This window comes from Pseudarcicella hirudinis, assembly GCF_900115665.1.
GTDB lineage: Bacteria > Bacteroidota > Bacteroidia > Cytophagales > Spirosomataceae > Pseudarcicella > Pseudarcicella hirudinis.
Window position 1 is genome coordinate 220,331 of sequence record NZ_FOXH01000003.1, and the last position, 20,869, is coordinate 241,199.

Genomic DNA, 20,869 nt, shown 5'->3' on the forward strand with positions numbered 1-20,869 from the left:
AGGGAAGAAATAACCCTATGTTTTCTATGTTCCTATGTGGTTGCATAAAGTGTTCCCTGAGTCACGGAGCACGGAAGGAGAAACAACCCTATGTTCTCTATATCCCTATGTGGTTGTATAAAGTGTTCCGAGAGCCGCGGACCACGAGGAGGGGAAAAAACTATGTTTCCTATATGCCTATGTGGTTGCAAAAAACAAAAAAGTCCTTAGAATTAACTCCTAAGGACTTTTTTATGTATTGAAACAGACAATTAAGCCATTTCCATTTTTTGTTCCATGCGTTTACGTTCACTTGGATCAAGATAAATCTTACGCATTCTCAATGATTTTGGAGTGATTTCCAAATACTCATCTTTTTGGATATATTCCATTGACTCTTCCAGAGAGAAGTTCAATTTAGGAGCAATCTTAGCATTATCATCAGTACCGGATGCACGCATGTTAGTCAGTTTTTTGGCATTTTGAAGGTTAACTTCAATGTCATTCTGACGGTTATGCTCACCAACTACCATTCCGCTGTAAACTTCTTCACTTGGATCGATGAAGAAAACACCACGATCCTGCAATTTGTCCAAAGCATAAGGAGTAACAACACCTGTATTCATTGAGATCAATGAACCGTTGATTCTTCCTGCGATTGGTCCTTTGAATGGCTCATAAGCGCTGAAACGGTGTGCCATGATCGCTTCTCCGAATGTTGAAGTCAATACTTTAGAACGCAAACCGATCAATCCACGTGAAGGGATTCTGAACTCAAGGTGTTGTAAATCACCTTTTGGTTCCATAATCAACAATTCACCTTTACCTTGAGTAGCTAATTCAATTACTTTTCCGGCAGTTTCTTCCGGCACATCAACTACAAGCGTTTCAATTGGCTCTAAACGTTCTCCGTTTTCACCTTCTTTATAAATAACCTGAGGCTGACCAACTTGTAATTCATAACCTTCACGACGCATTGTTTCAATCAAAACAGACAAGTGAAGAATACCACGGCCAAAAACAAGGAATTTATCTTCAGAGTCAGTCGGAAGAACTTTCAATGCAAGGTTTTTCTCAGTTTCTTTAAACAAACGGTCACGCAGGTGACGGGATGTTACAAATTTACCTTCTTTACCAAAGAACGGAGAGTTATTGATGGTAAACAACATGTTCATTGTTGGCTCATCAATAGAAATTCTTGGTAATGCTTCAGGGGTTTCAGCATCGGTTACTGTATCACCAATTTCAAAATCTTCCAAACCTGTAATTGCACAGATTTCACCGGAACTTACTTCAGAAACTTTAGCTTTACCTAGTCCTTCGAAAACGTGCAATTCTTTAATTCTCATTTTCTTGATAGAACCATCAGCTTTACAAAGAGCAACCTGAGTATTTTCTTTCAAAGTACCTCTGTGTACACGTCCGATAGCGATACGACCAACAAATGAAGAGTAATCTAATGAAGTAATCTGCATTTGAGGAAGACCTTCATTTTGCGGAGCAGCAGGAATGTGCTCGATGATAGCATCCAGTAAAGGAACAATATCAGTAGTAGGTTTCTGCCAGTCAGTACTCATCCAGCCTTGTTTTGACGAACCATAAAGGGTAGGGAAGTCTAACTGATCTTCAGTAGCCTCAAGGTTGAACATCAAGTCGAAAACAGCTTCATGAACTTCGTCAGGGCGGCAGTTTTCTTTATCAACTTTATTTACAACAACGATCGGTTTCAAACCTAACTGAATCGCTTTTGACAATACGAAACGAGTTTGAGGCATAGGACCTTCAAAAGCATCTACCAAAAGAATTACTCCGTCAGCCAGTTTCAATACACGTTCTACCTCACCTCCAAAGTCGGCGTGACCCGGAGTGTCAATAATATTAATTTTTACGCCGTTATAACGAACCGAAACGTTTTTTGACACAATGGTAATACCACGTTCACGCTCCAGATCATTATTATCCAAAATCAAATCTCCGAATTCCTGATTGTCACGGAAGAGCTTTGACGCATGAATGATCTTATCTACTAATGTTGTTTTGCCGTGGTCAACGTGGGCGATGATGGCGATGTTTCTAATGCTTTGCATGGGGTTTTTTGTTATCCATTATCCGTTATCTGCTACCAGACAATCAAATTCCCGAGTCGGAATTCAGATAATTGATAACAGACAAATCCTTAAAATTCAGGGTGCAAAGGTACGGAGAATTTCTTAGAAAAGTGCTATTCAATTTAATTTTAAAATAGATATAATATTGAAAAATAATTTGTTACCCCTGATTGGTCATAAATCATAGAGGAAAATTATAAAAAATTGACAGCTAGAAAGTTAAATAAAGTATTTTTACTCAGCCGGCTGAGCTAACTATCATAAAATCAAAGGAATTGAAAAGTTGATTGAGGTTCCGCAATCCGGCTTGCTTGTTACGGTGAGTTTGCCTGTCATTTGCTCTGCTCGTTTTTTCATATTGCCAAGCCCGTTTCCCTGCTTCACTGTTTTCTCATCAAAGCCTTTTCCATCATCACAAATCGTCATAAGAAGATGGTTGTCTTTTACGAAAAATTCTATTTTTACCTCCGAAGCGTCTGCATACTTTACAATGTTATTAATAGCCTCTTTGAAAATAAGATATAAATGGTATTGTTTGGTAGGAGATAATTTGATATCCGGAAGATCGTCTGCCTTGAAATCATAATGAATGTATTTCGGCTCAAATAATTCGGCAATAAATTCCCGCATTTTGACCAGCAATTCTGAGAAATTATCACTTGTATGGCGGGTAGTCCAGACAATATCACTCAGCGAACGCTGCACTTTCTGTGAACTGTCCGTAATTTTTTTCAAAAGATCTTTTACACTTACCGGACTATTTAATACCTGATTTTCAGCAACCTGACTTAAGATACCAATACTACTCAGTGTTGAACCGATATCATCATGCAGGTCTCTTGCAATTCTGTTTCTGATCTGTTCATTTTCCTGAAGCTGCTTGATGACTTCATTTTGGGCATTTTCTGTTTCCTGCCGATAAGCATTGATTCGGTAAGCAAGACCAAAGGACAGCAAAACAACCTCCAGTCCGGAACCAACCTGCAAGGCATTTCTGGTAAAGTAATCACTTGGCAGAGCATTCGAGAGTTGCAGAATGAAAATCATGGCACTGATCAGCATGGTGGACCAGGCAATGAGAAAGAATAAGGCATATAATGAACCTTCCAGCCAGATTAGAATGGCCACAACCAAAATGTAGAAAACAGCGAAAAATGAAGTGAGATTCAGGAATTTGGTACTTTCTGCTCCTAAGCCAATGATGTTGAAAAACAGAAATAAAGCAATTAAAATGATAAAGCCCCTGGTTATTCTGCGTGTTACAGGAATATACCGTGGCGCATTGAGGAAACTTTCCGCAAAAAGCAACCCGAATATCATAGTAAAAGCCAGAAACAGAGGTGAAAACCTGTTAACCCATACGGCCTGTCCCCAGATAAATTCCTGAGAAATCCCTTTATTATGGGCAAAAAAACCGGCAAAGGAAAGGACATACAATACATAATACAGGTATTCCCTGCTGCGGACTGTCCAGAAAATAAAGAAATTGAAAATCGCCATAACGATCATCAGACCAAGGTAAAATCCCTGTAAGAGATCTTTCGGATGATTATCTTCAAAGAATACCGGAAGTGCAGCTACTCTCAGCGGGAAAATAATCGGTTGAGAGTTCTGGAGACGCATGTAATACGTTGCGTATTCATTGGGTTGAAGTTTGAGATCAATCAGATAGAAATTTGTATGCAAATCTCTTTCGTTGGAAGGCAGATAAACCCCTGCTTTGGTAATGGATATTTTATTGGAGGAGTCAATTTTATATATCGTGATGCTATCCATTACGGGTTCCCCGATTTCGAGATAGAGCTTGTCAGAAGTATTATTTACCAGTTTAAATCTGGACCATACTACCGAATTGGTAACACCGAAATTTGGATTAATCTGAATACTTTGAGTAAACCGGGCATCATTGCCAGGTGCTTGTACTCCTTTTAAGTCAAGCAGCGCACTTTTGTCTTCAAAAACTTCTATTTGTCTCCCGATTACAAAAGGGTGATCTGAGCTGTTAATAACAATTTTCCTTTGGGCAAATACAGAACTATTGCCAAGAAGAATCATTAAAAAACACCTGAAAAGTAGTTTTTTCATAAAATACTCAAACTTGAAAGAGAAGAAATACTTATTAAATATCAACCAAGATAATTTTATTTTGTAATCAATCAAAATCAATTCAGAATTTGGCTGGAGGAAAGGCTTAGGATGGAAGATATATTTTAAAAAGAGCAGAGGATAATAAAAAGCCTTCAGACTCTTAGAGCCTGAAGACTGAATTTTAGTACTTATGGAAAGAGTATCTAGTTAAGAATCAGTGGATTTGACTTGTTCCCATCTTTGAACGCTTTCTTTTCTACACCAATCATTTTACGGACAGCTTTGGCAATACCTTCCACATCAAAACCACTTTCACGATGAAGTTCGATCTGTTCTCCATGTTCTACAATTGCATCCGGAATACCCAATCTCTTAACCTGTGCAGAATATCCGTGATCCAACATAAATTCAGCGATGGCCGAACCGAAACCACCTTGCAGACACCCGTCCTCTACAGTTACAATTTTATCGAAATTCCGGAATATTTCATGCAGCATTTCTTCATCAAGCGGCTTCACAAATCTCATATCATAATGTGCAGGATTTAATCCTTCCTCAGATAGATTTTCTGTCGCTTTTACTGCATAATTTCCAATATGTCCTATCGTGAGAATGGCAACATCTTCACCATCTTTTATTTTTCTTCCTTTTCCGATTTCGATTTTTTCCAGAGGAGTTCTCCAGTTTGGCATAACACCTTCTCCGCGGGGATATCGAATGGTAAAAGATTTTTTCAATTCTTTAAACTCGTCAAGAGAAGCCGTGTACATGAGATTCCTTAATTCCTGCTCATTCATAGGAGCCGAAACAATCATATTAGGAATACAACGCATAAATGCCATGTCATAAGCGCCATGATGTGTAGGGCCGTCTGCCCCTGCATATCCGGCACGATCCAGACAAAATACAACCGGCAATTCCTGAATACAAACGTCATGAATTACTTGATCGTATGCTCTTTGCATAAAAGTGGAATAGATATTGCAGAAAACGGTAAGTCCCTGAGTTGCCATTCCAGCTGAAAAAGTTACTGCATGCTGTTCGGCAATACCCACGTCAAATGCACGATCAGGCATCGCTTTCATCATGATATTCATAGAACTGCCTGATGGCATAGCGGGAGTAACTCCCATGATCTTAGGATTCTTTTCCGCTAATTCTACCAACGTATTGCCAAAAACATCCTGATATTTAGGAGGTTGGGGCGTATCAAATACCTTTTTCTTAATTTCTCCGGTAATTTTATCGAATTTGCCGGGAGAATGCCACAAAGTCTGATCTTTTTCAGCTAAAGCATATCCTTTGCCTTTTGTAGTGATGCAATGAAGGATTTTTGGTCCCGGAATGTTTTTTAAGTCATTCAGAACCGTAACCAGATATTCCACATCATGCCCGTCAATCGGTCCGAAATAGCGCAGATTGAGCGATTCGAAAAGATTACTCTGCTTTAATAAAGTGGCTTTCAGTCCATTTTCAATTTTGGAAACAATGTCTTGTGCAGATTTGCCGAATTTTGACATTTTTCCTAAAAGTGTCCAGACTTCGTCTTTAACCTTATTGTAGGTATGAGAAGTGGTAATATCTGTAAGATATTCTTTCAGAGCACCTACATTCGGGTCAATAGCCATGCAATTATCATTCAGAATGATAATCATATTGTTAGGGATATCTCCTGCATGATTCATGGCCTCAAAAGCCATTCCTGCCGTCATCGAACCATCTCCGATTACTGCAATATGCTGGCGAAGATTTTCTCCTTTATAACGGGAAGCAACAGCCATCCCCAACGCTGCAGATATGGAAGTGGAAGAATGCCCTACACCAAACGCATCGTATTCACTTTCCTTTCTTTTTGGAAAGCCTGAAATACCTTTATACAGTCGGTTGGTATGGAAATTATCTCTTCTTCCGGTAAGAATTTTATGACCATATGCCTGATGCCCTACATCCCAGATAACCTGGTCATCCGGAGTATTGAATACATAATGCAAAGCAACAGATAACTCTGTTACCCCTAATGAAGCACCAAAATGCCCGCCATATACAGAAACATTGTCAATGATGTATTGACGTAATTCCTGGCAGATTTGCAGCAACTCCGAGCGGTCGCGCTTACGCAGATCCGCAGGAGAGTTAATTTGGGCTAATATTTTTCCCGGGGTGATTAGCATGGACATCTAATTTTAAAATTAAACTTCACGTAAACTGAGAAACCATTAAAGTTTTGAATTGTTTAATTTATACAAAACTTTAATAGATTGTTTTCAAATCGGGTAAAGTTTCTTCTTTTTGTACAATAAAGAAGGGCACAAAATTAAGCAATAATTTCAGATAATGAAAAAGGTCAGCTTTCATACGAATTCTGACCTTCAAAATATTGTAAAAAAATGACTTTTTTCTTGAAATTAAAATTTGTAATTAAATGATTTTCAGTGATTTGCTTTGCATTTTTTGGGATGCTTCCAAATACTAACTTTCCAATATTAATTTTTTACTGCTTCTGACTTGCTCTGAATAGCTTTTGTTTCTCCTCTTTTGTTAAACTTTCGTATCCGGATTTCGAGATTTTATCCAAAATTTCATCTACTTCATCTTCATCAGGAAAACCTGCGGGAGAAGCATTGCTGTAAGACTTCTGATTTTGGGAACGATAGGTAACTTTGATAGGGGGTCTTTCTTTCTTTTTGAAAAGATTCTGGAAAAAATTAACAATAGCATCAATTGGAGCGCCTAAATCTCTTCCTTTCTGTAATTGTTTAATATAGATAAATCCGAGTAAGGCTCCACCCAAATGAGCAATATTGCCTCCGGCATTAGAGCCTATTGTTTCGATGAAAGAAAGTATGACATAAAATGCTGCAATATATTTTATCCTGACTGGTCCTAAAAGAAAAAGAAAGAAAGTGTATTCCGGCAATAACGTAGCAGCACCAACAACCACAGCATAAACGGCCCCTGAAGCACCATGAACCATGGAACCCAGCTGATTCTGAAAATATGGAATCGTATTGTAAATGATTAAAAATGCCAGCGCACCAGCCAGTCCTCCTAAAATATAGAGATTAATCAACCTCCGGTTTCCAAGATATTCATCAATGAGTTTTCCAAACCAGTAGAAAAACAGCATGTTGAAAAGAATGTGGAAAATATCTCTGTGCGTAAAGAAGTGCGTAATGAGCGTCCAGGGCTTCAGGAGCAATTCATGCAATGAAGACGGTAAACGAAGCTGGTCAAAAATAAGCAAAAATATCCCTGTCTTACCTGAAAGCGTGAGGATAACCTCGGCAAAGATAAGAAGCAGGAATACGATCACATTAATTAAAATGATCTGCACCAGGCCATTATTCCTTTTGGCGAAAGCATCGGTGAAATCATTAAATAAGCCACTCATATTTGTTAGTAAAAATTGTTTCGTTGAGAACCCCAGTAACGAATCAAAATAAAGGCAAAAAGCATGCCGCCAACATGAGCAAAATGTGCTACATTGTCACCATGAGAACGTTGAATACCTGCATATAACTCATAGAGTCCATATAAAGTTACAAAATATTTTGCTTTAATAGGAAACGGGATCAAAAACATGAATAATTCAGTATTAGGGAATAACATACCAAAAGCCATCAATATTCCAAAGATAGCACCTGATGCTCCCTCCAGTACACCTGAGCTCAAAACCTGCGAATAATATTGCTTTACGAGGTCAACAGTCATCGGTCTGCCACCCAGTAAATCCGAGAAACCCTGGTGCGATGCATAACTCGTCAGGTTCAATGGTGTTGGATCCTGAAGGCATACTTCGGTGATTCTGCGGAGTTCAGACAACTCGAAATAATGTATTACTGAATATAACAATCCGGCACCGATTCCACAAACAAAATAGAAAATAATGAAACGTTTTGCACCCCATAATCTTTCCAGTAAGGGCCCAAACATGAAAAGCGCAAACATATTTCCAAAAATATGACCTAAATCTGCATGAATGAACAAATAACTTACCAACTGGTAGATATGAAAATCCGGCGCTTCAAAATAATGTAACATCAGCCAGTCATCATTAAAGCCTTGTCTTTTTAAGATGAACAGGACAACGTTTACAATTAACAAATTACGTACAACAGGAGTGAGATTGTTTAGCATCTTTCAAATTACTTTGCCATTACAACCGGATTATTTAGTATCCGGTAAAAAAATTATACCCTTTCTATTTGAGAATGCTTTTATGAAAGCTATTTACTCTTCATAAGCCCAGTCAATACGCGTTTTCATATCTTTAATAACTAATCCGTTACTTTTGAAGTACGTTCTGATCTGATCAACTTTATCGTATTGTCTGGCTTCTTTATATTCACGGTAAAGCTCAAGCATTCCGGAAGCAAAAGCATCAATATTACTGTTTTTTTCCTCATGTAAGCCTAAAACCTCTTCAATGAGTCCGATGAAAGTATCCTTCAATAGTTTAAAGGTTTCTTCCCCGATCTGAGATGATTTTAGTTGCCCGGTGTATAGCTGATTGATTTTTTTGACCAGATTAAACAAACCGGCAATCGCAACAGCGGTGTTTAAATCGTCATTTAATCCATCATAACACCCCTGAACACCCTTTTGTATTTCGGCGACATGTTTTTCTTCAATGTCAACCCCTTCCTCAGATACATATTCAAGGCCTTTCATGATTCTTAGTCCGTTGATAAGACGAAGATATCCTTTCTGTGCAGCCTTGAGCGCATCATTAGAAAAATCAAGAGTGCTTCTGTATTGCGACTGAAGCATAAAGAAACGAACTGTCATCGGGCTATATGCCTGCTCTAATAACGGGTGGCTGCCTGCAAATAGTTCGGAAGGAAGGAAAGAATTACCTAAAGATTTAGACATTTTCTGACCATTTACTGTAAGCATGTTTGAATGCATCCAATAACGGACAGGGTCTATACCATAGGTTCCTTTTGCCTGTGCTATTTCACATTCATGATGCGGGAATTTCAGATCCATTCCACCGCCATGAAGATCAAAGGTTTCTCCTAAGTATTTGGTACTCATGCAGGTACATTCAAGATGCCATCCCGGGAAACCGTCTCCCCAGGGAGAAGGCCAGCGCATAATATGCTCCGGAGAGGCTTTTTTCCATAAGGCAAAATCCAAAGGATTTCTCTTTTCTCCGACACCATCCAGATCTCTGGTTTCTGTCAGGAGATCTTCAATGATTCTTCCCGAAAGTTTGCCGTATTCACCCCCCTGCTCATTGTATTTTGCTATATCAAAGTAAACAGATCCGTTAGATTCATAGGCCAATCCTTTTTCAATAAGTGTCTGAGTTGTTTGAATCTGTTCAACAATATGACCTGTGGCAGAAGGTTCGATACTTGGAGGAAGCAGGTTAAATTGTTCCAGAACTTTATGGAAATCATTGGTATAACGCTGCACAATTTCCATGGGCTCCAGCTTTTCCAGCTTGGCCATTTTCCCGACTTTATCTTCTCCTTCATCTCCATCACCTACCAGATGCCCGACATCGGTAATGTTTCTGACATAACGAACTTTATACCCGATATAAGTCAGGTAACGATAAAGTGTATCAAAAGTAGTAAAAGTACGTACATTGCCAAGGTGAACATAATTGTAAACAGTTGGTCCGCATACATACATTCCTACATGAGGGGCATTAATTGGTTGAAATAGTTCTTTTTCTCTGCTGAGTGTATTGTAAATTTTTAATGGTTGCATTTTCAGTTTTTCAGTAATCCGGCGTCAGTATTTCAAAGTTTAAAGCATTTCGCCCGATATTCTTTTGTTTTGATACTTTATAACAATTTTCGATGTCCGGACAGAGATTTTTCTGTCTTCGCAGACTTTAAATTTAATGGCAAACCGGATTGTACCGGTCTTTCTGATTAAAGACAACATCGGAAATAGGTCATATTACTCAGTATTTTCATAATTGATGGAAATTTAATTGTCACGGTCGGCTTTGAAAGCCAGTTCTTTTACAAAACTTAGAAATTCTTCCGTTTTCTCAATCACGTAGAGCGTCTCTTCGTACCAGAAATCTCCGGTTATATCAGTTTGTTTGACGTTATATTTTCTTACGATGTCGTAAATGAACTTGGTAAAAGTAAGAGGAAGAAGATCTTTTTTGATGAAATATTCCTCGAAAAATGCCAATGCTCCGTCAAGTATTTTGGTGAAAATGCCTCTTTCTGCCAGCATGCCCCTCATCAACCATATACAGGCATAATAACAATGATTGATGGTACCACGATAGAAGTCGTTTTGAAAAAGATACTTCGCACTTTCAAACTCGTCTTCTGCCCTTAAAATGTACGTTTTCATTGAATTTTTTATAATAATGGTACAACTTATCTTTTCGGATAATCTGATACAAATATAAAGCCTGAACCAGAAATTCAACACAAGTACTAACCTTAATACAAAACTAACAAAAGTATGCCGGAATTAGATAGTTTTCATTTTATTCCATTTCTGTTTCTGATACCTTATGACTCAAAATCAGCTATATTTGAGAAATTTTTGGGTAAAGCCCCCTGTCACCTACAAGAATTAAAGAGACATTTCAAATGACAATTACAGAAGTAAACGACAATAAAAAGTTACAACAGGAATTCCTTCTTCTACCTGTCCGGTTGTATGCAGACAATGCCAATTGGATCAGACCTTTAGACAACGATGTAGAAGATGTTTTTGATAAAAAGAAGAATAAATATTTTGCACACGGTGAGTGTATTCGCTGGATTTTGCAGAATAGTGAGGGTGAAACGATTGGGAGGGTTGCAGCTTTTATCAACTATGAAACTTCTGAGAAAGAAGAACAGCCAACCGGAGGAATGGGTTTTTTCGAATGTATAGAGGATGAAAAAGCTGCTTTCTTACTTTTTGATACCTGCCGGAACTGGTTGAAGAACAAAGGAATGGAAGCGATGGATGGTCCTGTCAATTTCGGAGAGAGAGATAGTTTTTGGGGACTTATGATAAAAGGCTGGGAGTTTGAACCTACCTACAAAATGCCCTGGACGAAAGAATATTATATTCCATTTTTTGAAAACTACGGGTTCAGAGATTATTTCCAGCAATATGTTTATGTCACCCCGATTCGGGCAGCGAATGTTACAAAAGCCGTTGAAGAAAAGGCAGAACGCATTTACAATAACCCTGAATATGAGTTCAGACATATTGAGAAACGTAATCTTGATAAATTCGGAGAAGATTTTCTGACTATTTACAATCTGGGATGGGCTAAATTTCCCGGAGTAAAGGAAATGACCTCAGAACAGGCAAAAAAGCTGGTAAAAACCATGAAGCCTATTATTGATGAGGAATTGACCTGGTTTGCTTATGCCGGAGATAAACCGATCGCTTTTTTCATTGTAATTCCTGATATCAACCAGATTGTGAAACATCTGAATGGCAAATTCGGAATATGGGAAAAAATTAAGTTCATGCTTTTAATGTGGAAAGGAGTTATCACCAGAACCTGCGGGGTTATTTTCGGAGTAATTCCGGAATATCAGGGAAAAGGTGTGGAGTCGGCTATTGCCTTGAGATTCAGACAGGCCGGAAGGGAGAATCCTCATTATCAATACGAAACGATTGACATGAATTGGGTCGGGGATTTCAATCCTAAAATGAATAGGTTTGTTTCACAATTAGGTACCACCAGAGACAAGGAGTATGTAACGTACCGTTTCCTGTTTGATCAGACCAAAGAATTTAAACGCGCACCGAGAGTTGGCTAATCCTATCGCTGATTAATCAATTTTCTGAAACCATAGAAAGCACGTTCCAGAAGTCTTAAGTCTTCAGTAATAATTTCAGCAGAACCCTGCATTTCGGTATTGAAAGGCAGGGTTTTTCCATATGCCGTTTTTAGTCCATGGGGTAACTGAATGAAAATCCGATAGTTTTTGCCGGAAGCGGAGGAGGCTATTTCCTGAATATTTCCATTAATACTTCCATATTCCTGATAGGGATAATTGATTAATTTGATAATTACCTGCTGACCTACATGAACTTTTCCGAAATTTTGTGCAGGAACATTTGCCATGGCTATAATCGGTTGATTTTCGGGTAAAATAGCAAACAATGTATCTCCTGTACGAACCACCTGGTTAATGGCCAGGTTTTTAAGGAAGTTCACCTTTCCGTCTGAAGGAGCCGTTAATAAGTAATTTTGTTTCCAGGCAGTAAGGAGGTTATCTATGTTTTGGACAGATTGCTGAATATTATCTTTAAAAGCTCGTGTTTTTTGCAGGAAATCGAAATCAAGTTCAGCTAATTGTCTTTGTTTTTCTGATAAAGTAAGACTATTCTCTATCAGCGTTTTATTGTAATTTTCATTATCCTTTTTCTTTTGTAAAAAAGTGTTTTCAAGGCTTAGAAACTCCAGTTTTCCATACACTTTTTCATTAAATAATTTCTTGTCGGAATTATACTTGGTTTCGGCATTTTTAAATTCTTCAGCATTAATCGCCACTTGCCTCTCATTGATTTTTACCAGTTTATGATAATCTTCAACCTGGGATATCAGGATTTTTTTCCTTTGGAGATAGATGGCATCATTCATCAAACGGCGGTATTCCTGATAGTTTTTCAGTATAACATTGTATTCTGTCTGTAAATCTCCGAAAGTGAGTGTATTGGATGGAAATGTAACTTCTGTATCCGGTTTTTCCAGAAAATGTTTTAGTCTGAGGCTTAAGGCTTTCAGAATAGAAGAGTTTTCGAGTGCTGTAGTATTCTCAATTTCAGCTAAAAAGGCTCCTTTTTTTACAACCTGATTAGGATTGATTAACAAAGCCTGCAATCTTCCGCTTGCTCTGGGAATGACATTGAGCGGAGGTTGTTGCGTGGTAATAGTAGCATTTCCCTGAATAATATCAGGATATTTGATTGTCCAGCTTATTCCAATGCCAAATATTCCGATAATGGCAATGATAGTCAGTCCCCAGCGAATAATCGGTGCCGGAGTTTTACTTAAAATCTCATGAACCTCTTCTGAACGTAATTCCAGCAGAGGTTTTATTTCGGATAGTACCTCTTCCTCTGCCAACGGTGCTGGTTGGGCAGTATATTGTTTTGAAGAACCATTTAAATGTGTTGTTACGGGCATTTCATGAAAATGTTTAAAACCTGCCTAATTCCCTAATTCCAATTGATTCCTGACCAGATTGAAATACTCGCCTCGTTTTTGTGTCAGCGTTTCATGTGTTCCGGATTCAATAATTCTCCCTTTATCAAGCACAACAATCTGATCTGCATTTTTAACTGTGCTTAAACGATGAGCCACCACAATTACGGTTCTTCCCAGAAAGAACTGCTCTAAATTTTCCAGAATTTTCTTTTCATTGTTGGCATCAAGTGCATTGGTTGCTTCATCAAAAAATAGATATTCCGGATTTTTATAAACGGCTCTGGCAATTAGCAGACGTTGTTTTTGCCCCTGACTTATACCGTTTCCTTCTGCTCCGATTTTGGTATTGAAACCTAAAGGAAGGCTTTCGACAAATTCCAGAATATTGGCTACTTTACAGGCATGGTATAAACGCCCGATATCTGGCACTTCTTCACTTACGGCAATATTTCTGGCGATAGTATCTGAGAAAATAAAACCATCCTGCATAACTACCCCACATTTACTACGCCATAATTTTGAACTGATATTTTTCAGTGAATTAGGACCAACCAGAATGTCTCCTTTGTTGAGGTCATAGAATTTTAGCAGCAATTTCAATAAGGTTGTTTTTCCGCTGCCACTCATTCCGACAATAGCGGTTACTTTCCCTGCCGGAAATGTGAGGTTCAGGTCTTTTAAAACTGCCTCATTTCCGGCTCCCGGGTAGGTATAATTTAATTGATGAAGCTGTAAACTTTTATTACCCGGAAGTGCCTGCATTTTGGGCTGATCTTTTGGCTCCTCATCCTGCATTTCGTGAATTTCATTAAGGCGTTCCAAACTGATTTTAGCACTTTGTGCTGTCTGAACAAATTGAATTAATGACTCAATAGGTGCATTTAGCTGTCCGATTATATATTGAATTGCCAGCATGGTACCAAGGCTTAGCTGGCCATCTATCACAGATTTTGCTGCAAAAAATGTAATGAGGATATTTTTCCCTTCATTGAGAAAAAAAGCACCCGTTTGCTGGTATTGGTTTAAGGCGAGTCCTTTGGTCTGGAATTGGAATTTCTTTGTTTGAATACGTTCCCATTCCCAGCGTTTCAGGTGTTCGGCATTATTTAGTTTTATTTCCTGCATCCCCTGAATTAAAGCAACCAGAGACCCCTGATTTTTAGCAGCAACGTCAAACATTTTGTAGTCAAGCTTTCTTCTCTCATTCAAAAACAGCATAACCCAGAAGGTGTAAAATACAGAGCCAATGAGAAAGATGATGAAGATTGCCGGACTGTAAATGATCAGAACGCCGCCAAAAATCAGCAGGCTGATCATTGAAAATAAGGTATTGAGTGTCTGCCCGGTTAAAAATTGCTCGATCCGGTGATGGTCATCAATTCGCTGCATAATGTCTCCGAACATTTTAGTATCGAAGAAAGACATAGGCAGTTTCATCAGTTTTATCAGAAAATCTGAAAGAATAGACAGGTTGATGCGGATGCTTATATGCAATAAAATCCAGGAACGGATGAATTCTACAACGGTTCTGCTGGCGAATAACATCAGTTGAGCTGCCAGAATTACATAGATAAACTGGAGATTATGAGTCTGAATACCTACGTCAACAATTGACTGGGTAAGAAACGGGAAAGCAAGCTGCAAGCCGCTGCCTAATAATAAACCGACGATGAGCTGAAAAAGCATCTTTTTGTATTGCCAGAGATAGCTGCTCAGATATTTTAAACTGAAGCTTTTGGGTGGCTCATCTTCCGTTTCATAGAAAGCCGGAGTGGGTTCCAGCAATAATGCAATACCTTCAGGAATGCCATCAGTTTGTGTAGTTGCCCAATGTTCACAAAAGGCAGATTTTGAGAGTATTCTTAATCCTTTGGCTGGATCGGCCAGATAAACCATTTCCTCTTTATTGCCCTTCAGAAGCTGTATCAGAGAAGGTTTTTTGATATGATAGATTATAATAAAGTGATTCTGCTGCCAGTGAATAATGCAGGGAAAAGGGGACTCATCCACCAGTTGTGAAAAGGAGAGGCGTACACCGAGGGATTTAAAACCAATACTTTCACAAGCTTCAGCAATGCCTAACATTGAAATACCATCACGACTAAAACCGGAAAGATCTCTTAATTTCTGAAGATTTAAATTTCGCCCGTAGTGTTTCGCAATCATGCGTAAGCATGTTGGTCCGCAATCCATTTGGTCGTGTTGCTGATAAAAAGTAAAATGCTTCAAGAAATGGGCTATTTTAAAGATAAATTATAGACAAACCCAATAATCAGTACTCTTTAAAGGATGTCTTGTGAAATCATAAATGATTAATTACCTGATATTTATGTTGATTTGGCATTTCCTTTTTTGATATAGTTGTTTATCAGGCGTCTGTTAGGGCCTTTTTCTTTTTCCGTATGATTTTTTTGTCATTGCTTACAATCATTACTTCGATTTCCTCAAAGGCTTCATTCTCGTCAAAGTCTTTTTGCGGTATATTTTTCTCAATTTGAGGAAGAGAAGGCCTTTTCATATTTTTCAGAGATAAATAGCCTTTTACAAACAGCTTTTCAATTTTTCCAGGTATTGAACCGGGAGAAAGCTTGGAAAAGTAATTTTCGTTGATGTAATAAGAAGAAGGTACCTCTTTTAAAGAAGCCGGGATATGACTAGGCAATTCTTTGAAAAGAATCAAATGATAGAGCATGATTTCGTATTCGTCATTGTAACTGAGTTGACCCTGATTCCAGAATAAATTACCGGGATTACTCTCTACGACAAACAGATCGAAATGGGCTCTGATAATGCCTTGCTGATCTAACCGTTTCACAACGTGTGTCATGCTCTCAACTTCAGAAGTTAATTCAAAAATTGATTGACCTGCCTGAAGCTGGGAAAATAGGTTGTTACATTCATCAAATGTGAAATTTTTCCCGTTCCGGAAAACAAGTTTGAAATCTTTACTTTGTTCGTAAAGCCTGTTGATAAGCGGAATATTACGAAATAAAGTAAAAAAGCCTGTCACATATTCTTCTCTGACGGCAATAACATCATGGTTATCAAGGATTTCATCGGTGATGAAATTCCTGATGTTTCCGAAAATCACATCAAGATCGCCATGGCCCCAGAAATCATAACCCTTTATGGTATTTTCGAAAATGACACCATAAGCGGGCTTAAAATCACAAAGTTTATAGGGTCTTGGTATATTTACCTGAAAACCAATGTTAATACTTGCTAATTGTTCAACTTCCTGTAAGGTCGTATAATTTACTTTCACATTTTCGGGAAGCTTTTCCCCGATTCTGTTATCTGTGAAAATAATAAAATCTATATCGGGGTTAAACTTGCATGAAGCCACGAAGAATTTGAAATACCAGGGCATTTTCCCGAAATACGGATAAATCAGGCAGATTTTATATTTAGACATTTGGCGGTTGATGTTTTAAGGATTGATTTTATTCAGAATTTGCTTGTAAAAGCGCTTCTTATCGCTGGGATTGCCTTCTAATCTGGTTAATTGCCCATCTTTTGTATAAATGAAATATCTTGGCACGTATTGAAATAAACTGATGACAGAATCCATTAAACCCGGCCCGGCAAAGAGATGGAAACCTTTGAGATTATAATCAGCGATAAGCTTTTTCCACAAGGAGACGCTTACTTCATTATCAATAGATACGTAGAGGGTTTGAACGGCATTTTTTCCTAAAAAATCCTGTAATTCCGGATTATGCTTAAACTCCTGAATGCATGGAGCACAATAAGTTGCCCAACCATCAATGAAGATGTTTTGATTGGCAAATTTTCTGTCCAGAATCTCCTTTAACGATTTCTCCTGAGGGATATTAGTATCATTTGACAGGGATAATCCTGTTACGGAATTATAAATGCTTATTTTCCCGAATATAGAGGTGTTGGTATTATTCTTCTGCGGGGTTGAAATTTCTTCAGGAACAATGTCAAAAAGCTTTTCAGCTAATGGTCCGATATAAACACTGTTCGGATATTTTTCTACAAAGCTTTTAAAAACTGGAGCTAATGATTTTGGTTCAACTGTCATAAATTTCAAGGCAGAGAAAATACCATCAGCAACAAAGATTTCCCGGTAATCATCCGATTCAATGAAGTCAATAACTCCGAAATTACCTATGGTGAGTTTGAAAATATCATCATACTTATTCCAGAACCTTTTAACAGTACGATGAGTATTTCTGGCTTTTTGCTCCATATTCCAGGCAGTCATGTAAATATTATCAGCCAGAAAAATGGACGCATAATTGTCCGGATTGGAAATATTATATTTAGTGTTTTGAATTTCTACCAGTTTTTGTGCTTCTGCCAGATCAAGTGTAATATTTTCCCTTGATCTGAAGTTTTCAATTCTGGCATTTTCTGCAAGATGTCCAAGCCAGTTATCAAGATTCTGATCAATTTCGTTGGTTAACACTTTAAAGCATTTTTCAGAAATGGCCTTTTCATTAAGCATTTCCCTGTATTTTTCAATAAACTCTTTACGCTTAGTCTGTACACTGGTAATCATTTCATTGGCAGAATCGGCATTTCTCAATAAATCATTTACTGAGAAGTCCGGGTCCCATGCGGTAAATATTTTTTTGTTGGCGTAAAGGTTGTTAAAAGCGGCATTTTTCCCGGAGAAAGTAATTTGATTATCAGTGTAAGAAAATCGGATTGTATCGCCTGGCTCGGCAAATAATTTCGCAAAAGGTTTGTAGAACGGCTTCTCGTACACATAAATAAATCCGCTGGTTGATAAAGGGATTGTCCTACTGAATGAATTATTGATAATCTGACAGTTATCTTTCTGATTCATATAAAATGATCTGGGATAATTGCCGATAGGTTTTTCGAAAGCAATAATTTCACCGTCATTTCTTTGAGGCATACGGCCAATAATGGTAACACCGGAAATTTGTGAAAATAAATTCAGGGATAATAGACTAAAGAGGAAGAAGGGAATAAATTTCATTGATTGGGCATTCGTTAATGAAAGTATTTTTAGAAGAAGAGGGCATTTTGTCCCTCTTCTCGGTAAATATAAATCTAGCAAGCATTCCAGCAAGCTGAGACAGAGCTCATTTCTCCAACATAACGGCCATTGCAATAACATGCAAAACCACCAGTAACTTTTCTTAATTCATCTTTGCTTAGGACTTTTCCAATTTTCTTTAAATCTTTCATTTTCATAATTATTTGTTTTGAAACCTATAAATTAAGGACTACAGGCTTATCCTTTTGCTGCAACAAATTCTTTATGTTATTTCAACAGTTTCCGGTTCTTCTAAAGCTGGTGTTTCCTCATATTTCAGGAAATTATATACATCCCCCAAATCGAAGGGTTTGGTCAGGAGTCTGCCATTTATAAAAATGGAAGGAGTATATTCTACATTTGCTGTTTCAGCCCATTGTTCATGTTCCTCCATCAAACGGGAAATAATAGATTCTTCGACGGAAATATTAAAGGAAGAATGCTCTTCTTTAAAGGCATGAAAATCCATTTTTCCGAACCATTCATTCAATAATATTCTCGTTTGTGCAACTCTCTTTTCGATCGGGAAAGAACAGGCAATACTTAAAAGATAATGCGCTGCCTGATATCTTTTATGCTCTTTATACTGAGTATTTACATTCCATCTGATAATAAGGCTGATCTGCTCGCCAAAACGATCAATTAACTGTTCTAATTTATGATGGACTTCGGCACAGGGCTTGCAAAAGGGATTACAGGCCACTATAATTTTTGTATGAGCCAAAGGATTGGCCAGTTCCAGTTCTGAACTCAAGGCCTCCTGAGGAACCTGTGGTCGATTTTCCTGATAGTTTCTAAATAATTCAGTATTGTTTCTGAATCGGTTTAAGCGATAATATTCCGCCTGGAAATGAAAATAATTCTTTATAAGTGGTTTAATAAGTGCCCAGGAAATGTATATAAATGCTGATACTGATATAAAGGATAATATTTGAGGGATTGATATTTGAAAGGTTTCCTGATACCAGACTGCATTTGCCAGCTGAACAGCAAGAATACTTAGAATTCCCAAACATAGCTTACACCATTTTTTTACGATTTTCCATTGATAAAACAATGAATAGGCGATAAAACCGAGACTGAAGAGTGACAAGAGGTTAAATAATGTACGCACTGAGGCATTTTCAGTTGCTGAAAAAGCTATGAAAACTATCTGAACGGAGAAATAAATTAAACCCAGCTCACCCCAGTTTATATCAGTGCTATCTTTTACCGTTTCACAGTCTTCTGTGCAAACTTCCTCCAGCATTTTATTGGAAAGCCCAAGTTCTTTCAGAACTATCAGAACGGAAATAAGTAATCCCGCTAATGCACTGATTGAAAAAATATATAGCCACCGGACTTCGCTGAATAAATTTAATCTTACGAAAAAGAATACGCTTAAAATGGCAATGAGAATGATAAGATATTTGCTTTCTCTTTCGTTTTTTAAATAATTATCAATCTCTGCATTTTTAAAATGTTTTGGTTTATCTGCTGCAATAACGATTCCTGTCCAGTTTTCGGAAAATGCAGATTCTTTAGTAGCATTAAGGTTTTCGATCAGTTCGAACCTTAAACCATCTGAAGATTTCATATTTGCCAGAAAGGGCAGGGGGACTTCGTCAAGGCTTTCGGCTTCGATTTCAACAGCGAGGCAGTCAATGCCCATTTTTTCAATAACATCAGTTATGCTGTAAATCGAAGGATAATCCGGATGTAATTGTAAAGAATGTTTGAGATAGTGCTCTGAAACAGGAATTCCGATCTTAATTAACCATTTGGTAAGTATTCTATAATCGAACGGTTGATGCATCTCAATCTCAGTTACATTGATAATTATTGTATATATTTGTGATAAAATTGTGATTTATTGTGAAGCAAATTTTGTTCTACCTTCCGGATTTTCCTATCAGTTAACTGATAATTTCTATCAGAAAACTGATAATTTTGAAAATATAAGTGATAATCGCAGATTTATTTGTTTTTTTACAATTTGTTGGCGTTATCATAAATTACCATGTTTTAACCTTTTTAATTTATGTTAAGTACTACATCCCTTTCTGAAGCTTTAATAAAAGCTCGTATTTCCAAACGCTTATCACAAACAGAAGTGGCGGAATTTGTTGGTGTGAGTCAAAGCAGTTATAATAACTGGGAATCCGGAAGGCATTGCCCAAGTCTCAGACATTTTTCAAAATTGTGTGAGATATTAGGTTTATCCTCACCGGACTTATTAAGAATCTCCGCCTGAGATTATCAGTCTTTGTGACAAAACCAATTCAACATTGGCTTTGCTTCTTTAATTTTTATTCAATCTATAGTAAGAGCTTTTAACCTGGTTTCGCTGTTATGAGCTCTTACTTTAAATCTACTTCTCCTTTTTTCTCATATTTGATTTTTGGGTAAGCAGTATGCTGTGTCTGAATATCTGCCATTAAGAAATTAATGACATTGGGGTTTTATATTGTATTATTTTACGGGTAGCAGCCAAAAGATATTCCCTTTCGCATCCTGTAAACTCTTATTTGCACACAG

General features: G+C 37.6%; 15 protein-coding genes. 2 read left to right on the forward strand and 13 right to left on the reverse strand.

The genetic code is table 11. From position 1 onward, the window contains the following. Nucleotides 1-251: 251 nt before the first annotated feature. The 7 genes from typA to BM179_RS06845 form a co-directional block, all read right to left on the reverse strand. Nucleotides 252-2,066, reverse strand: coding sequence for a translational GTPase TypA (gene typA, locus BM179_RS06815; protein WP_092014222.1), 1,815 nt, complete (start codon nucleotides 2,064-2,066; stop codon nucleotides 252-254). 279 nt (nucleotides 2,067-2,345) lie between these two features. Continuing rightward, on the reverse strand, nucleotides 2,346-4,172 hold the full coding sequence (locus BM179_RS06820; RefSeq protein ID WP_092014225.1) for a sensor histidine kinase: 1,827 nt from the start codon (nucleotides 4,170-4,172) through the stop codon (nucleotides 2,346-2,348). 206 nt (nucleotides 4,173-4,378) lie between these two features. After that, a complete protein-coding gene (gene dxs / locus BM179_RS06825; RefSeq protein ID WP_092014228.1) occupies nucleotides 4,379-6,346 on the reverse strand; it encodes a 1-deoxy-D-xylulose-5-phosphate synthase in 1,968 nt (655 codons plus the stop codon). A 320-nt stretch (nucleotides 6,347-6,666) separates the two neighbouring features. Further along, nucleotides 6,667-7,566: a rhomboid family intramembrane serine protease gene (locus BM179_RS06830; protein WP_092014231.1), complete on the reverse strand. Its 900-nt coding sequence runs from the start codon at nucleotides 7,564-7,566 to the stop codon at nucleotides 6,667-6,669. Nucleotides 7,567-7,571: 5 nt separating this feature from the next. Continuing rightward, nucleotides 7,572-8,312 carry a rhomboid family intramembrane serine protease gene (locus BM179_RS06835; protein WP_092014234.1) on the reverse strand — a complete coding sequence of 247 codons (741 nt, stop codon included), beginning with the start codon at nucleotides 8,310-8,312 and terminating at the stop codon, nucleotides 7,572-7,574. Between the two features lie 93 nt (nucleotides 8,313-8,405). Then, a complete protein-coding gene (gene cysS, locus BM179_RS06840) occupies nucleotides 8,406-9,896 on the reverse strand; it encodes a cysteine--tRNA ligase (protein ID WP_092014237.1) in 1,491 nt (496 codons plus the stop codon). Between the two features lie 225 nt (nucleotides 9,897-10,121). Then, nucleotides 10,122-10,502 carry a HEPN domain-containing protein gene (locus BM179_RS06845; RefSeq protein WP_092014240.1) on the reverse strand — a complete coding sequence of 127 codons (381 nt, stop codon included), beginning with the start codon at nucleotides 10,500-10,502 and terminating at the stop codon, nucleotides 10,122-10,124. Nucleotides 10,503-10,747: 245 nt separating this feature from the next. On the opposite strand from BM179_RS06845, the gene BM179_RS06850 reads away from it, so the two are divergent. Then, complete coding sequence (locus BM179_RS06850; RefSeq protein WP_092014243.1) at nucleotides 10,748-11,923, forward strand: hypothetical protein; 1,176 nt, start codon at nucleotides 10,748-10,750, stop codon at nucleotides 11,921-11,923. 2 nt (nucleotides 11,924-11,925) lie between these two features. Here BM179_RS06850 and BM179_RS06855 read toward each other — a convergent pair whose 3' ends face one another. The 6 genes from BM179_RS06855 to BM179_RS06875 all read right to left on the reverse strand — a co-directional run bounded on the left by BM179_RS06855 (nucleotide 11,926) and on the right by BM179_RS06875 (nucleotide 20,147). Continuing rightward, nucleotides 11,926-13,296, reverse strand: coding sequence for an HlyD family secretion protein (locus BM179_RS06855; RefSeq protein ID WP_092014246.1), 1,371 nt, complete (start codon nucleotides 13,294-13,296; stop codon nucleotides 11,926-11,928). Nucleotides 13,297-13,320: 24 nt separating this feature from the next. Then, entirely contained in the window at nucleotides 13,321-15,546 is a 2,226-nt protein-coding gene (locus tag BM179_RS06860; protein ID WP_092014249.1) for a peptidase domain-containing ABC transporter, read from the reverse strand. A 139-nt stretch (nucleotides 15,547-15,685) separates the two neighbouring features. Continuing rightward, nucleotides 15,686-16,732, reverse strand: a complete 1,047-nt coding sequence (locus BM179_RS06865) for a DUF6625 family protein (protein WP_177219317.1) — start codon at nucleotides 16,730-16,732, stop codon at nucleotides 15,686-15,688. Between the two features lie 15 nt (nucleotides 16,733-16,747). Beyond that, nucleotides 16,748-18,292 (reverse strand): TlpA family protein disulfide reductase, encoded by a 1,545-nt coding sequence (locus BM179_RS06870; RefSeq protein ID WP_143095165.1) that lies wholly within the window; start codon nucleotides 18,290-18,292, stop codon nucleotides 16,748-16,750. A 74-nt stretch (nucleotides 18,293-18,366) separates the two neighbouring features. Continuing rightward, a complete protein-coding gene (locus tag BM179_RS25040; protein WP_218159174.1) occupies nucleotides 18,367-18,504 on the reverse strand; it encodes a bacteriocin in 138 nt (45 codons plus the stop codon). A gap of 71 nt (nucleotides 18,505-18,575) precedes the next feature. Further along, a complete protein-coding gene (locus BM179_RS06875) occupies nucleotides 18,576-20,147 on the reverse strand; it encodes a vitamin K epoxide reductase family protein (RefSeq protein WP_092014254.1) in 1,572 nt (523 codons plus the stop codon). A gap of 225 nt (nucleotides 20,148-20,372) precedes the next feature. Between BM179_RS06875 and BM179_RS06880 the strand changes: the two genes are divergently transcribed. Beyond that, nucleotides 20,373-20,585 carry a helix-turn-helix transcriptional regulator gene (locus BM179_RS06880; RefSeq protein WP_092014257.1) on the forward strand — a complete coding sequence of 71 codons (213 nt, stop codon included), beginning with the start codon at nucleotides 20,373-20,375 and terminating at the stop codon, nucleotides 20,583-20,585. The last annotated feature ends 284 nt before the right edge of the window (nucleotides 20,586-20,869 follow it).

What these genes read in the sequence shown, in the direction of transcription:
- BM179_RS06835 (WP_092014234.1), bottom strand. Translation starts at nt 8,312, where the DNA reads ATGCTAAACAATCTCACTCCTGTTGTACGTAATTTGTTAATTGTAAAC.
- BM179_RS06875 (WP_092014254.1), bottom strand. Translation starts at nt 20,147, where the DNA reads ATGCATCAACCGTTCGATTATAGAATACTTACCAAATGGTTAATTAAG.
- BM179_RS06850 (WP_092014243.1), top strand. Translation starts at nt 10,748, where the DNA reads ATGACAATTACAGAAGTAAACGACAATAAAAAGTTACAACAGGAATTC.
- BM179_RS06865 (WP_177219317.1), bottom strand. Translation starts at nt 16,732, where the DNA reads ATGTCTAAATATAAAATCTGCCTGATTTATCCGTATTTCGGGAAAATG.
- BM179_RS06855 (WP_092014246.1), bottom strand. Translation starts at nt 13,296, where the DNA reads ATGCCCGTAACAACACATTTAAATGGTTCTTCAAAACAATATACTGCC.
- BM179_RS25040 (WP_218159174.1), bottom strand. Translation starts at nt 18,504, where the DNA reads ATGAAAGATTTAAAGAAAATTGGAAAAGTCCTAAGCAAAGATGAATTA.
- BM179_RS06870 (WP_143095165.1), bottom strand. Translation starts at nt 18,292, where the DNA reads ATGAAATTTATTCCCTTCTTCCTCTTTAGTCTATTATCCCTGAATTTA.
- typA (WP_092014222.1), bottom strand. Translation starts at nt 2,066, where the DNA reads ATGCAAAGCATTAGAAACATCGCCATCATCGCCCACGTTGACCACGGC.
- BM179_RS06880 (WP_092014257.1), top strand. Translation starts at nt 20,373, where the DNA reads ATGTTAAGTACTACATCCCTTTCTGAAGCTTTAATAAAAGCTCGTATT.
- cysS (WP_092014237.1), bottom strand. Translation starts at nt 9,896, where the DNA reads ATGCAACCATTAAAAATTTACAATACACTCAGCAGAGAAAAAGAACTA.
- BM179_RS06820 (WP_092014225.1), bottom strand. Translation starts at nt 4,172, where the DNA reads ATGAAAAAACTACTTTTCAGGTGTTTTTTAATGATTCTTCTTGGCAAT.
- BM179_RS06845 (WP_092014240.1), bottom strand. Translation starts at nt 10,502, where the DNA reads ATGAAAACGTACATTTTAAGGGCAGAAGACGAGTTTGAAAGTGCGAAG.
- dxs (WP_092014228.1), bottom strand. Translation starts at nt 6,346, where the DNA reads ATGCTAATCACCCCGGGAAAAATATTAGCCCAAATTAACTCTCCTGCG.
- BM179_RS06830 (WP_092014231.1), bottom strand. Translation starts at nt 7,566, where the DNA reads ATGAGTGGCTTATTTAATGATTTCACCGATGCTTTCGCCAAAAGGAAT.